The sequence below is a fragment of the Streptomyces sp. NPDC059534 genome, from assembly GCF_042743475.1.
Lineage (GTDB): Bacteria > Actinomycetota > Actinomycetes > Streptomycetales > Streptomycetaceae > Streptomyces.
In genome coordinates, this window is record NZ_JBHWAQ010000023.1 from 119,664 (window position 1) to 133,167 (window position 13,504).

10 protein-coding genes are annotated in these 13,504 nt (G+C 72.4%); 5 read left to right on the top strand and 5 right to left on the bottom strand.

The window, feature by feature from the left end:
* The first annotated feature begins 152 nt into the window (after positions 1–152).
* The 5 genes from ACFVZH_RS26035 to ACFVZH_RS26055 all read left to right on the top strand — a co-directional run bounded on the left by ACFVZH_RS26035 (position 153) and on the right by ACFVZH_RS26055 (position 6,367).
* The gene (locus ACFVZH_RS26035; RefSeq protein WP_384900783.1) at positions 153–1,061 is read left to right on the top strand and encodes an NAD-dependent protein deacetylase; all 909 of its coding nucleotides are present in this window, start codon (positions 153–155) and stop codon (positions 1,059–1,061) included.
* Between the two features lie 257 nt (positions 1,062–1,318).
* Positions 1,319–2,527 (top strand): enoyl-[acyl-carrier-protein] reductase FabV, encoded by a 1,209-nt coding sequence (gene fabV / locus ACFVZH_RS26040; RefSeq protein WP_384900844.1) that lies wholly within the window; start codon positions 1,319–1,321, stop codon positions 2,525–2,527.
* A gap of 508 nt (positions 2,528–3,035) precedes the next feature.
* Entirely contained in the window at positions 3,036–5,039 is a 2,004-nt protein-coding gene (locus tag ACFVZH_RS26045) for an ABC transporter ATP-binding protein (protein WP_384900785.1), read from the top strand.
* A 262-nt stretch (positions 5,040–5,301) separates the two neighbouring features.
* Positions 5,302–5,733: a nuclear transport factor 2 family protein gene (locus ACFVZH_RS26050; protein WP_384900787.1), complete on the top strand. Its 432-nt coding sequence runs from the start codon at positions 5,302–5,304 to the stop codon at positions 5,731–5,733.
* Positions 5,734–5,830: 97 nt separating this feature from the next.
* Complete coding sequence (locus ACFVZH_RS26055) at positions 5,831–6,367, top strand: NUDIX hydrolase family protein (RefSeq protein ID WP_384900789.1); 537 nt, start codon at positions 5,831–5,833, stop codon at positions 6,365–6,367.
* Between the two features lie 18 nt (positions 6,368–6,385).
* On the opposite strand, the gene ACFVZH_RS26060 is transcribed toward ACFVZH_RS26055, so the two are convergent.
* The 5 genes from ACFVZH_RS26060 to ACFVZH_RS26080 form a co-directional block, all read right to left on the bottom strand.
* Positions 6,386–6,991, bottom strand: coding sequence for a hypothetical protein (locus tag ACFVZH_RS26060; RefSeq protein ID WP_384900791.1), 606 nt, complete (start codon positions 6,989–6,991; stop codon positions 6,386–6,388).
* On the bottom strand, positions 6,988–8,643 hold the full coding sequence (locus ACFVZH_RS26065; protein WP_384900793.1) for a protein kinase: 1,656 nt from the start codon (positions 8,641–8,643) through the stop codon (positions 6,988–6,990). The genes ACFVZH_RS26060 and ACFVZH_RS26065 overlap by 4 nt, the downstream gene beginning before the upstream one ends.
* 166 nt (positions 8,644–8,809) lie before the next feature.
* A complete protein-coding gene (locus tag ACFVZH_RS26070; RefSeq protein ID WP_384900795.1) occupies positions 8,810–10,009 on the bottom strand; it encodes a S8 family peptidase in 1,200 nt (399 codons plus the stop codon).
* A 267-nt stretch (positions 10,010–10,276) separates the two neighbouring features.
* Positions 10,277–11,749, bottom strand: a complete 1,473-nt coding sequence (locus ACFVZH_RS26075; protein ID WP_384900846.1) for a right-handed parallel beta-helix repeat-containing protein — start codon at positions 11,747–11,749, stop codon at positions 10,277–10,279.
* A 227-nt stretch (positions 11,750–11,976) separates the two neighbouring features.
* Positions 11,977–13,503, bottom strand: coding sequence for an MFS transporter (locus ACFVZH_RS26080; RefSeq protein ID WP_384900797.1), 1,527 nt, complete (start codon positions 13,501–13,503; stop codon positions 11,977–11,979).
* Position 13,504: the final 1 nt, after the last annotated feature.

Here is a 13,504-nt window from a genome sequence, read left to right on the forward strand (position 1 = left end):
GTGGCCTCGTCGCGCGGCGCCTCGTTGCGGGGGGGGCTCGTTGCGGGGCGCGTCGTCGCGGGGTGCGTCGTCGCGGGGTGCGTCGTCGCGGGGTGCATCGTCGCCGAAAGCCTCGGAGACACGCGCCTCGGCCGGTTCCGTACCCTGGCTGCATGCGCATGCGCCCCACTCTGAGCTGGACGCCGCCCGAGGACCTGCCACCGGGCACCACCGACCTGGCGCCGGTCGCCGAGGCGCTGCATGCCGGTGGTGTGCTGGTACTGAGCGGGGCGGGGATCTCCACGGAGTCGGGCATCCCCGACTACCGGGGCGAGGGCGGGAGCCTGAGCCGGCACACGCCGATGACGTACCAGGACTTCACCGGCGGCGCCCAGGCCCGGCGCCGCTACTGGGCGCGCAGCCACCTCGGCTGGCGCACGTTCGGCCGGGCGCTGCCCAACGCGGGACACCGGGCCGTGGCCGCCTTCGGGCGGCACGGCCTGCTCTCGGGCGTGATCACCCAGAACGTCGACGGGCTCCATCAGGCCGCCGGCAGCGATGGGGTCGTGGAACTCCACGGCGGCCTGGACCGGGTCGTCTGTCTGTCCTGCGGCACGTTCAGCCCGCGCCGTGAGCTGGCCCGACGGCTGGAGGAGGCCAACGCGGGCTTCGCCCCGGTGGCGGCCGGAGTCAACCCGGACGGTGACGCCGACCTCACCGACGAGCAGATCGGGGACTTCCGCGTCGTGCCCTGCGCGCTCTGCGGCGGCATCCTCAAACCGGACGTGGTCTTCTTCGGCGAGAACGTGCCGCCCCGGCGGGTCGAGCACTGCCGCTCCCTGGTCCGCGAGGCCACCTCGCTGCTGGTCCTCGGCTCCTCGCTGACCGTGATGTCCGGCCTCCGCTTCGTCCGCCAGGCAGCCCAGGACGGCACCCCCGTGGTGATCGTGAACCGCGACCCGATCCGCGGCGACCCGCACGCCCTCACCCGCGTCGCGGTGCCCCTCGGGGCAGCCCTCACCGCCGTCTCCGAGCGACTCGGCATCACCGCCGACAGCGGGACGGCGAACCCCTCGGAGTAACTCGGCGTCACCGCCGACAGCGGGACGGTAAGGCGCCGTGTCCCCGGCGTGGGCGGCCACCAGCGCCGGGGACTGCGAAGGAGCATGCTTCGACGCCTGGTACGAGCTAGTGGGGAACCCTCCAAGCCGGGCGGGGCATCGTTGTGCGCGGTCAAGATCACTTCGGTCGTCGGCGCGGCAGCAGACTGGCGGAACGGGATGGCCGGACGGCCGCCCGCGACCGATCTTTCGTGACGACCTATCTGGGGGACCGCACCGTGAGCGAACGCGTCATCGAGCCGAAGAGCCGGGGCTTCCTGTTTCTCGACTCGCATCCTGGTGGCTGCCGGCGGCTGGTGGACGAGATGTGGGAGGCGGTGCCCGAACCGGTCGACGGCGAGGGTGAGGGGCCGGTGGCGCTGGTGATCGGCTCGTCCGCGGGGTACGGCCTGGCCGCGACGATCGCGGGTCTGGCGCGGGTGGGGATCCGTGGCATCGGGGTGTGCTTCGAGAAGGCGCCGGCGCGGCGCACCGGGACGGCGGGGTGGTACCGCACCGCTGCCACGGCACGGCTCGCCCGGGAGCACGGGCGGGACATGGTGTTCCTCAACGGCGACGCGTTCGGCGACGCGGTGAAGGAGCAGGTGGCCGGCCTGCTCGCCGAGCGGTTCGGGGGGCGGCTCGACTTCCTGGTCTACTCGGTCGCCGCGCCTCGCCGTACCGACCCGGTCAGCGGCGAGGTGTACGCCTCGGTGCTCAAGCCGGTGGGTTCGGAGTACACCACCAAGACGCTCGTGTTCGACGAGCACGGCGGCCCGGAGGTGAAGGAGGTCACCACGGCGCCGGCCGAGGGCGACGACGTGGAGCAGACCGTGGCGGTGATGGGCGGGGCCGACTGGGAACGGTGGATCACGTTCCTGGCGGACCGGGACCTGCTCGCCGAGGGCTTCAGGACCGCGGCCCTGTCCTACATCGGTTCGCCGCTCACCGCGGCGATCTACCGGCAGGGCACCATCGGGGCGGCGAAGGCCCATCTGGAGGCCACCGCGCGGACTTTGGACGAGCGGCTCGCGAAGACCGTGGGCGGCCGCGCCGTGACCTCGGTCAACGCCGCCGCCGTCACCCAGTCCTCCACCGCCATCCCCGGCATCGCGCTGTACGTCGGGCTGCTGCGCGGCGTGCTCGGCGACGCGATGGTGGCCCCGATCGGTCAGCTCGTGGCCCTGTGGGACCAGTTGACCGGCGCCCGCCCCCTCGATCTCGACGAAGAGGGCCGGGTGCGTCTCGACACCTGGGAACTCGACGCCGCCGTGCAGGACGCCGTCGCCGAACGGTGGGCCACGGCCACCAGCGGCACCATCGCCGGCCTCGCCGACCTGGACTGGTTCGGCGACGAAGTCCGCCGCCTGTACGGCTTCTCCGTACCCGGCGTGGACTACTCGGCCGCCGTCGAGACCGACGTCCCCTGGCCCGCCCCCACCGCCTGACCCACGCCCGCCGGCCGCCCGGTCGCTCGGCGCACGTCCTGTGGCGGCCGCGCCGGGCCGAGGCGCGCGAATCCGCCCTCGCCGCGGCGCGGTTCGCCGACGGTCTTCCGGAGCTCGTGTCGTCCGGCATGCATCTGCCGGCCGTTGCACGTCCGGACTCCGGGCAGGCGTACGGACCCGGTTGTCGGCGTTTCGGTCACCGGCGGGTGCGGTGACGGGTCGGGCGCGGCAAGGGTCGGTGTAGGCGGCACGAACGCGCATTCGCCTTTCCGTGGGGGTCGGGCCGCGTCCGAAAGACGTGTGTTCGAGATGTCGGTGGCCTCGTTGAACGCCACGACGACTCGGACCTCTCTCGAACGGAAGCCACCATGTATCCCCTTCCCGTATCGCCCTCCTTCTCCCCTGCCGTCCCCCGCCACCGGACCGGGGGGTCCACCGCCGCCGCGGCACGGGGCCTTCGCCCCTCCGGCGTCTTCTGCTCAGTACGTCCGGACGGGAGGTGGGAGGCATGACGGCCGCTTCGGGCAGCGAGGGGTCCGCGGCGGGGGCGGAGGCCCCGTCGGCGTCCGAGCAACTGCTGTTCGGCGGTGAGCTCACCACCGAACAGGGGTGGAACCAGCACCGCGGTACGTGGATGAGGCTCGGCATGTGGAGCATGGCGGTGAGCTTTCCTCGGCAGGTCGGGGTCGCCGTACGGCTGGCGCGGCAGGCCGATCGGCGGGCCCTGGGCACGGTGGTGGTCAGCGAGATCGGCCGCGGTGTGGCGCAGGCGTTCTCCCTGGTGGCGGTCAACACGCTGCTGGCCGAGCTGCTGGCGTCGGGAGTCCTGGCCGACCGGTTGCGGGCGGCCCTGCCGTCCCTGGTGTTCGTGTCGGTGCTGGCGATCGTCTCCTCACTGCTGAGGTCGGCGTCGACCGCGTCGACGGGGGTCCTGGAACCGAAGGTCCAGCGGGTCGCCACGGAGCGGTACCTGGGGCTGGTCGCCCGGGTGGAGATGGACGCGATCGAGGACGACGCCTTCCACAAGCTGATGGACTCGGCGCAGTGGGGCGCGGACGGGGCCCGCCGGATGGTGGGTTACTGCACGGCCGCGGTCGCCTCGGCCATCTCGCTGGCCGCGGCCGCGAGCGTGCTCACCGTCCTGCACCCGGCGCTGCTGCCCCTGCTGGTCGCCATGGCGCTGCCGAGCGCGTGGGGGTCGCTGACGATGGCCCGGGCGCGGTACGAGAGCTGGCACCGGTTCGTGCAGCACGCGCGCGCGGCGCAGCTGATCAGCCGACTGCTGATCGACCAGCAGGCGGCGGGTGAGGTCCGGGTCCATGACGTGGGTCCGTTCCTGCTGGAGCATTTCCGGGGCATGGCGGAGACGAGCGAGCGGGAGCAGACCCGGCTCGCGTGGGTGGGGGCTCGTACGGGGCTGTTCGCGGACGGTGCCCGTGGTGCGGCGACGGTGGCGGCGTACGGGGTCCTCGGTCTGCTGCTGTGGAACGGGCAGATGGCGCTCGCGGTGGGCGGCACCGCGGTGCTCGCGATCCGGGCCGGGTCGGCGAGCATCACGGATCTGGTGCTGCGGGTGACGGACATCCAGGAGGAGTCCCTGTTCGTCGCCGACCTGGAGCGGCTGTGCGCGGAGGCGGAGCGGCGGGCCATCCCGGAGACGGGCGTGGACGTGCCGGAGGACTTCGACGCGATCCGCTTCGAGAAGGTCACCTTCTCCTATCAGGGCGCCGAGGAGCCGTCCTTGCGGGGAGTGGACCTGGTCATCCCCCGAGGCAGGACCGTGGCCTTGGTGGGAGCCAACGGCTCCGGGAAGACGACGGTGTCGAAGTTGCTGTGCGGTCTGCACATGCCCGCTTCCGGCCGGGTGATGTGGGGCGGTGTCGACGCGGCCGAGATCTGCCGGGCGCGGCTCTTCTCACGGGTGGCGATGGTCGCCCAGAACTTCCAGCGGTGGCCGTTCACCGCGCGGGTCAACATCGGGATCGGCCGGCCGGGGAGTGCGATCGACGACCGTGAGGTCCACGCCGCGGCCGCCTACGCGGGTGCCGACGAGGTCGTGGCGAAGCTGCCGCGGGGCATGGACACGCTCCTGGCCCGCGGTTACCGGGGCGGTCAGGAGATCTCCGGCGGGCAGTGGCAGAAGATCGGACTGGCTCGGGCACGGTTCCGGAACGGGCGGGTCCTGGTCGTCGACGAGCCGACCAGTGCCCTCGACCCGGTGGCCGAGCAGCGCGTCTTCGACCAGATCCACCGGCTCGCCGGCACCGGCCAGACGACCGTCCTCATCACCCATCGCCTCCACAGCGTGCGCCACGCCGACCTGATCTACGTCCTGGAGGACGGCCGGGTCGTGGAGCACGGCACCTTCGCCGAGCTCATGGACCCGGCCACCGGCGCCGGGGTGTTCCGGGAGGCGTACGACCTGCAGGCCCGTCAGTTCCTGCCCACGGCGCTTCCCGGTCAGTCCGGGCCTCCCGACGTGGACACCGAGGCGGAGGGAGCGACGGCGTAAGCAGCCGCGTGCGTGACAGCGGTGGTCCGGGCAAGGGCGCGCTCGCTCCGAGCGGCGTCCTTGCCCGTCCGGGCGGGTCCCGGTCCGTCCGGGCGGGTCCCGGTCCGGGGCCGGCCCGGCCCCCGCGCCCCCCCATGACCGCCCGCCCTTACCACGGCGAACTACCCCCACACCCGGCCCTGTTGACCATCACAGCGCACCCGCCCGCCCCGTACGCTGAAGTCCCCACCGCACCATCGGCACCACATCGAGGAGCACGCGCATGACCACCGGCCGTCCCCCGCTTCCCCCGTTCACCGCCGAGACCGCCGCGCTCAAGGTCCGCGCCGCGGAGGACGCCTGGAACACCCGCGACCCGGAGAAGGTCGCCCTGGCCTACACGCCGGACTCGGTGTGGCGGAACAGGGACGAGTTCCTGACCGGCCGCGACGAGATCCGTGCCTTTCTGCGCCGCAAGTGGGAGAAGGAGCACGACTACGCGCTGCGCAAGAACCTGTGGGCGTTCACCGAGGACAGGATCGCCGTCCGCTTCACGTACGAATGGCGGGACGGCGACGGCCAGTGGTGGCGCAGCCACGGCAACGAGCTGTGGGAGTTCGCGCCCGACGGTCTGATGCGGCGGCGCGAGGCCAGTATCAACGACCTCCGCATCAGCGAGGCCGACCGTACGATCATCGGCCCGCGCGCGAACTGACCGGCGGCACCACGGATCGGCCGGCCGAACAAACCTCCACCCGGCTGGCAGACACGCGACCTGGGCCGAGACGGGGCCCGGAAAGTATGATCAAGCGATGTCCGACATGACTGAGACCACGCCCGGCTGGCTGACCACGGATGAACTGGACGTGGCCAGGGCCCGGATGCCGATCCTGTACGTCGAAGCCGTGCCCGTGCGTGTGGACGACAGCGGGGAGGTCACCAGCATCGGCCTGCTCCTGAGGATCGGTGCGGACGGAACCATCAGCCGCACCCTGGTGTCCGGCCGCGTCATGCACCACGAGCGGGTGCGCGACGCGCTGCTGCGCCACCTGGAGAAGGACCTCGGTCCGGTGGCCCTGCCGCGCGTGCCCGCCTCCCTCCAGCCCTTCACCGTGGCCGAGTACTTCCCGACGGCGGGCGTCACGCAGTACCACGACCCGCGTCAGCACGCCGTGTCCCTGGCGTACGTCGTCCCCGTGACCGGCGACTGCCGGCCACGGCAGGACGCGCTGGACCTGGTCTGGTTCAGCCCGCAGGAGGCGTCGTCGATGGCCGTGCAGAGCGAGATGCCGGGTGGTCAGGGAGTACTCCTGAAGCAGGCTCTCGCCCACACGGGGCACGTCTACTGAGTCCGGCCGGGGGCGGGTTCAGCCACAGCTGTACGTGAAGGTCCCCTCGGCCGTGTGAGGGGTGGGCGAGGTGACGACGAGGCGCGCCACGGCCCGGTGCGAGCCGGGTCCGTGGAAGGTCCACAGGAGGTGGAGCCGCGCCTCCCGCTGCCCGCGGGCCACGGTCTCGCGCAGCGGAGCCGAGTGGGTGCCGTCGCTGCGCTCCCAGTGGTACGTGAGGGTCCCGGGCCGGCCGTCGGTGCGTACGACGCCGACGACGTTCGCGGTGCCGTCGCAGCCGAGTGCCTGCCCGGGGGCGGTGACGGCGACGGTCCGCACAGCGACCTGAGGGCCGTACTCCCGCCAGGCGAGGTAGACCAGGACGGCGACCAGGACCAGGACCGCGGGCACGTACCTGAGCGGCCATCGGCGGCGGGGCGCCGGCGGTGGCGGCGCTCCGGGCAGGGTGCCGTGCCAGATCTCGGCCGCGGTGGGGGTGTTCTCGGCGCGCCGGGCGGCGACCGCGGTGACCCCCGGACCGAAGCGCAGGACGTCGCCGTCGACTCGGTCGGGCTCGGCGGCCGCCGTCGGGTGTTCGAACCAGTGGCTGCCGAGTTCGGTGGCGCTGTAGTCGTCGTCGTTCATGTGATCACACACCGCCGGATGAAGATCTGCTGGAGGGAACCGCCGGTCGCGGCGGCCGGGTTCGTGGTGGCGCGCACGCCCCAGTAGCAGCCGTTGCCGCGGACGCCGTGGGTGAGCGTGAGGGTGTACTGGGTGGCTCCCTCGCGCCGGAAGGTCTCCGAACCGTCGGGTGCGCCCGGCGTTCCCTTCTCGTCGCCCGTGAACCACTCGACGAGGAGGACCACCGGGCCCGTGCCGTCCGTCGTGATCTGGACGGTGGCCTCGGCGGCCGTCGGTCCGGTCTGGCGCAGGCTGGTGACGGAGACCGCCCTCACGGAGACGGGTGGTGTCGTCGGGGCCGTGGTCGGCGTGGTCGGAGTCGGGGTCGTGGTCGGCGGTGTCGTGGGCGTGGTGGTGGGCGTGGGCGGCGGGGTCGGTGGGGGTGTCGTGGTGGGTGCGGTGGTCGTGTCGTCCGTCGGGGAGGCGTCCGGGGTGACGGTCGGCGTGGGGGTGTCGGAGGAGGCGGAGGGTTCCGGCGACGTCGTGGTCGGTTCCGGTGTCGGCGCAGTGCCCGGGTCCGCCGGTGGGGTGCTCGGCGCGGTGTTCGTCGTGGCGGACGCCTGGGCGGCCGGGTCCCCTTCGGCCTCTTGGGTCCCGGCCCGCGCGGCGAGGGCGAGCAGGAGCGCCAGGACGAGCGCGGCCGCCCCCGCGGGCACGCCGCGGGGGAAGCGGCGGCGGGGTCGCGGTGCCGGTGGCCGGGGCAGGACCGTGGTGGCGAACGCCGTGGCGCCCTGGGCCGTACCGCCGGAGGAGGGGAAGAGGAGGGGCAGGAGCGCGGCCAGGGCCGCGAGGCGGCCCCGTCCCCGTTCTTCCCAGTCCGGGCCGTAGGTGGCGGTGGCGACCGATTCCAGCTCGCTGACGAAAGCGGCCGCGTTCTCCGGCCGTTCGTCGGGGGCCTTGGCCAGGCCGCGCCGGATGAGCGGACGCAGTGGCTCCGGCGCCTGTTCGTCGGGGACGGGGGCTTCCAGGTGCTGGAGGGCGAGTTCGGCGAAGTTGTCCCCCGCGAAGGGCTTGCGGCCGGTCAGGCACTCGAAGAACGTCGCGGTCGCCGCGTAGACGTCGGCGGCGGGCGAGGCGGGGGCGCCGCTCCACTGCTCGGGTGCCATGTAGGCGGGCGTGCCGGCGACACCCGGCCTGCTGTCCCGTCCGGCGGCGATGCCGAAGTCGACCAGCTTGGAGGAGCCGTCGGCTGCGACGAGGACGTTCTCGGGCTTGTAGTCGCGGTGGACGACGCCCGCCCGGTGGGCGGCGGCGAGGCCGAGCAGCGAGCCCTTGAGGACGACGAGGGCGGCCTCGGGGCCGGTCGAGCCCTCGCGGGCGAGGAGGGCCCGCAGGGCGACGCCGTCCACCAGTTCCATGACGATGGCCGCGCCCTGGGGCGCCTCGACGTACTCGTAGAACCCCACGACGTACGGGGTGTCCAGGGCGCCGAGCAGCCGGGCCTCGGACCGGAATCCGTGCACGAACGCCTCGTCCGTGCGCAGCCGTTCGCTCAGGTACTTCACGGCCACGGGGACGCCGGTGGCGTCATGTGTGGCCAGCACGACGCGCCCGCTGCCGCCCGCGCCCAGCTCCCGGGATTCCGTGTACCCCGGGACCGTCCAGATGCTCATCCCCGTCCCCCCTCGGCGCCGTGGACGCCTTCTCCTTCAGGGACAGATTCTCGCCAAGGCCGGTTCCCGGCGACAGAGGGGGAACAGCTTCGTTCCGCCACGGCGGGCACGGGGACGGCCCCCCACGGTGTGGAGGGCCGTCCGCCGGCGGTGTGCGGTGGGGTGGTTACGGCGTGACCTTCAGGAGCTTGTTGGCGGTGCCGGAGGAGGGGTTCTTGATCGCGTCCGCCGTCGCCGCCCCCGTCAGCGCGGCGGCGGTGTCGGCGGGGGTCGCCGACGGGTGGGCGGCCAGGTACAGGGCGGCGGCGCCCGCCACGTGGGGCGCGGCCATGGACGTCCCGGAGATGGTCTTCACGCCGGTGTCGCTGTCGTTCCAGTCCGACGTGATGTCGGAGCCGGGGGCGTACAGGTCCACCACCGCCCCGAAGTTGGAGAAGTCCGACTGCTCGTCGTCCTTGGTGCTGGAGGCCACGGTGAGCGCCTCGGGCACCCGGGACGGCGAGCCCTGGCCGGCGTCGGAGGACTCGTTGCCGGCCGCGACGGCGAAGGTCACGCCGGAGGCGATGGCACGCTGCACCGCCGCGTCGAGGGCCTCGTCGGCGCCGCCGCCGAGGCTCATGTTCGCGACCGAGGGCCCGGAGTGGTTCTTGGTGACCCAGTCGATGCCCGCCACGACCTGCTCGGTGGTGCCGGATCCGTTGTCGTCAAGGACGCGTACGGCGACGATCTTCGCCTTCTTGGCCACGCCGTGGGAGGTGCCGGCGATGGTGCCCGCCACGTGGGTGCCGTGGCCGTTGCCGTCGTCGGCCGTGGAGTCGTCGTCCACGGCGTCGAAGCCGTGGGCGGCGCGGCCGCCGAAGTCCTGGTGCGAGATCCGGACGCCGGTGTCGATGACGTACGCGGTCACGCCCTCTCCCCCGCCGTCGGGGTAGGTGTACTTCTCGTCGCCGGCCGTCTCGGCCTGGTCGATCCGGTCCAGGCCCCAGGACGGGGGCTTCTCCTGCGTCTCGTTGATGCTGAACCGCTTGTTCTGCACGACCGTCCCGACGGCGGGGTCGGCGGCGAGCCGCTTGGCCTCCTGGACGGTCAGGCCCGACGCCGAGAAGCCGTTGACCTCGGAACCGTAGGAGCGCTGGAGCGTTCCGCCGTACTTCTTCGCCAGGTCTTCCTTGTTCGCGGATGCGTCGAGGATGACGACGAAGCTGCCGTCCACGGCGCCCGGGGCGCCGAGTCCGTGCACGGTCCCTTCGGCCGGAGCGGCTGCTCCGGCGAGATTGCCGGCGAGCAGTGCCGCGGCGGCGGCACCTGCCACACCTGCGGCTATGGCCGCGTTGCGAAGACCGTGGGATCGCTTGTGAGTTGCCATGAAAGGGGATCTCTCCTCGTGTTGACGTGTGGGGCGTCAAACGTTCGAGAGAAACCCTGTGCGGGTTGGCAGGAGCAAATCAAGAGCGAACCCGGGGTACGGGGTTATTCAACAAGGTTTCTTAATACCTTCTCCGCATCGCCTCCACTTCCACCACCCGATCCCGCGAACTCCCGCCTGGAACGCACACGTTCACGTCAGACCGGAGCCGCGGGTCATCTCAAGTGAAAACAGGGGCCGTTGTTGCGTTCGCGCGGAGCGGGCGGACTACAGGCCCGGGCCGTTGTACGCGCCGCGGTGCGGCTTGGCGGTCGCGGACACCGGGTTCGCCCAGTAGTCGCGGCCTCCGTTGCCACTGATGACGGAGGCGTTGTTCAGGGCGGGGGACGTGGAGCGCAGCTTGTAGCCGTCGACGGAGTGGATCGTGTCGCCGCCGGTGCCGGGGGCGACGAACTGCGGGTCGCCGACGATGCCGTTGGCCGTCGGCCGGGGCACGCCCTGGAAGACGTTCCACAGCCAGGAGACCCCGGTGGTGGGGAGCCGGGAGTCGGTGGTGCCGACCCAGATGTTGTTCTCGACGACGCTCTCGTCGGGGAGCGTGATGCTGAGCTTCCGGTCCGTGCAGTAGAAGACGTTGTTGTACATGTGCAGCGCGGAGCGCCCGGCGCTGGCGCTGCTCATGCGGCAGTCGTTCTCGGAGATGTTGTAGCGGATGACCTGCTTGGCGGCGCCGATGGTGCCGCATCCGTCGCAGTCGAGGAAGAAGCCGCCGATGTTGTCGCGGCTGAAGTTGTACTGGATCGTGCAGGTGCCGGTGTTGCCCCAGTCGCAGTCGAACGCCTGGCTGTCGGCCACGGACATCCGCGTGATGCCGTACACGGCGTTCTTCTGGATGGTCGGGTTGTGGTCGCCGAGCACCCAGATGCCGGCGAAGTTGCCGCCGGAGAAGGGGTACACGCCGTTGCCGACGCCGGAGGCGTTGTTGTACTGGATCATGGGGGCGTCGGCGTAGCTGACGATGATGCCGTCGCCGCCGACGTCCTTGACGACGTTGTTCTCGATCAGCACGCCGGTGCCCTTGACCGCCATGGCGCCGACACGGATCTTGAGACCGCCGCCTCCCGTGTTGCTGATCCGGTTGTCGTGGATGTGGACGTCGTTGAGGGTCGAGTTCGTGCCGGTCGCGCCGGTGACGATGCCCGCGGACTGGACGAAGTCCTCGGTGGTCGGACTGTTCTTGCTGGTCTGGCCGGCGACGCGGTCGATGACGAGTCCGCCGATGTCGTAACCGCGGTGTGCCGTTCCGTCGGTGGCGGAGATCCGCAGTCCGGTGCGGCGGGCGATCGAGGCGGCGGGGTTGGTCAGCTGGAGGTCGCCGATCCGCCAGTGGTCCTGGTTGGTCAGGGTGACGGCGCTGGCGGCGCCGCCGCCGTCGATCACGGGCAGGGCGCCGGTGCCGTAGCCGGTGAGGGTGATCGGAGCGGCGGCGGTTCCACTGCCCTGCGGGGCGAGGGAGCCGGTGCAGGTGGTGCCGGAGGCGAAGGCAAGCGTGTCACCGGGGGCGTACGTCCTGCCGTTGGCCTGACCGATGCTGTTGAAGGGCGCGGTCTGGCTGCCGTCACCGGCGGTCGGGCGCGAGCAGTCGACGTAGGTGGTGGCCCCCTCGGCCGAGGCGGGCGCCCCGGCGAGGGCGACGGTGCCACCGAGCGCGAGGGTGGCGGCGATGAGCGCGCGGCCCATCAACTGCCGTACGGGGAATGGTCTGGTGGTCAAGGTGCGGCACCCTTTCTGACGGTCCGGTGCCGCCAGAAGCTAGGTGCGACCGATGATCGAGTCAATGCAATCTTGTCGATTGATCGAGTTTCGATCAGCGAGTGGCCGATTGGTCGATTTCGTCCGGCGTTCCTGAGGTGACCGCTCCGGCGTTCGCGCTGTCACCGCTCCGCCGTGCTCTGCCGTTCCCGAAGTCACCGCTCCGCCGTTCCCGCTGTCACCACCTCCGGGGTTTCCTCGGTCATCTCCTCGGCAGTTCCCTCGGCCACCGCCTCGGGCGTTCCGTCGGCCACCGCCTCGGGCGCTCCTTCGTGCCGGCGGGCCAGCGCGCTGAGCACCGCGGCCAGCAGGGCGCAGAGCGCGGCGACGAGCCAGACGGCGCGGTAGCCGTTCTCGCCCGGCTGGCCGCTCGCCGGGGAGGCGAACGCCCCCAGGAGCGAGGCGAAGACGCCGCCGGCGACCGCGCCTCCCAGGGTCTTGATGTTGTTGTAGAGAGCGGCGGCGATGCCGGTGCGGGACAGGTCCGACGCCTCGACGATCACGGTGGGCATGGCGCCGAGGGCCAGACCGATGCCGAGCCCGAGGAAGAACGACCCGGTCGCCATGTGCCACACCACGTCATGGAGCAGGGCGTACTGGAGGAACGCCGCCGCCACCAGGACGAACGCCGTCACCAGGGTGGGGCGGTAGCCGATGCGCCGCGCGACGGCGGCGGTGGCGAAGGAGCCGAGGACGGCGGCGACGTAACCGGGCAGCGAGACGAGCGAGATGGCCAGGGCGGTCATGCCGAAGCCGTATCCGGCGGTCGCGGGATCGGCGGCGAAGAAGGTGGCGTTGGGGGCCTGGCTGCCGAAGTAGAAGATGCCGAAGAGGAAGGCCCCGAGATAGAAGGGGGCCGCCTCGCGGCCGGCCAGGGCCCGCAGGTCCACCAGCGGTTCCGCGGCGCGGAGTTCCACGGCGACCCAGCCCGCCAGCAGGGCGGCGCCGAGGAGGAGCGGGCCGAGGACCCCGGGGCTGCCCCACGCGCCGTCCTTCGCGGCCCCGACCCCGCCCAGGAGGGCCAGGACGGCGGCGCTGAGCAGGGCCACGCCGGGCCAGTCGACCCGGCCCCCCGCCCGGTGCGCGGACTCGGGCACCGCGACGAAGGAGACGGGTACGCAGATCAGGGCGAGCACCGCGGGCACGAGCAGCACCGGGCGCAGGTCGCCGACGGCGGAGTGGAGCGCGCCCATGAGCACGCCGCCCGCGAGGGAACCGAGGGCCAGCGAGCCGACGAGGAGCGCGATCGCCCGCCGCGCCCCGGCCACGGGCAGCCGGTCGCGTACGAGTGCGATCTCCAGCGGCAGCAGCGCGGCGACCGGCCCCTGGAGGAGCCTGCCGACGAGGAGCAGCGGATAGCTGTCGGCGAGGGCCACGATCAGGGTGCCCGCCGCGATCAGGACGAGGGCGATCCGGAGCATGCGCCGGTGGCCGTGGAGGTCGCCGAGGCGCCCGAACAGCGGCACGCACACGGCGGCCGCGAGGAGCTGGACGGAGACGATCCAGTTGGTGTCGACGGCGTCGACGCCGAGGTGCGCGGCGAGTTCGGGCAGGAGCGGGGCGATGCCCGCCTGGACGACACCGCTGGTGACCTCGAAGAACACGAGTAGGCCGACGACGGCGGTGACGGCGGGCGCGGGTATCCGGGTGTCCCGCGCCGCCGGTCCGGTGGTGGGGGTCATG

Coding starts and splice junctions, on each gene's coding strand:
- ACFVZH_RS26055 (WP_384900789.1), top strand. CDS start 5,831: ATGTCCGACATGACTGAGACCACGCCCGGCTGGCTGACCACGGATGAA.
- ACFVZH_RS26080 (WP_384900797.1), bottom strand. CDS start 13,503: ATGACCCCCACCACCGGACCGGCGGCGCGGGACACCCGGATACCCGCG.
- ACFVZH_RS26065 (WP_384900793.1), bottom strand. CDS start 8,643: ATGAGCATCTGGACGGTCCCGGGGTACACGGAATCCCGGGAGCTGGGC.
- ACFVZH_RS26075 (WP_384900846.1), bottom strand. CDS start 11,749: ATGGGCCGCGCGCTCATCGCCGCCACCCTCGCGCTCGGTGGCACCGTC.
- ACFVZH_RS26035 (WP_384900783.1), top strand. CDS start 153: ATGCGCATGCGCCCCACTCTGAGCTGGACGCCGCCCGAGGACCTGCCA.
- ACFVZH_RS26045 (WP_384900785.1), top strand. CDS start 3,036: ATGACGGCCGCTTCGGGCAGCGAGGGGTCCGCGGCGGGGGCGGAGGCC.
- ACFVZH_RS26060 (WP_384900791.1), bottom strand. CDS start 6,991: ATGAACGACGACGACTACAGCGCCACCGAACTCGGCAGCCACTGGTTC.
- ACFVZH_RS26050 (WP_384900787.1), top strand. CDS start 5,302: ATGACCACCGGCCGTCCCCCGCTTCCCCCGTTCACCGCCGAGACCGCC.
- ACFVZH_RS26070 (WP_384900795.1), bottom strand. CDS start 10,009: ATGGCAACTCACAAGCGATCCCACGGTCTTCGCAACGCGGCCATAGCC.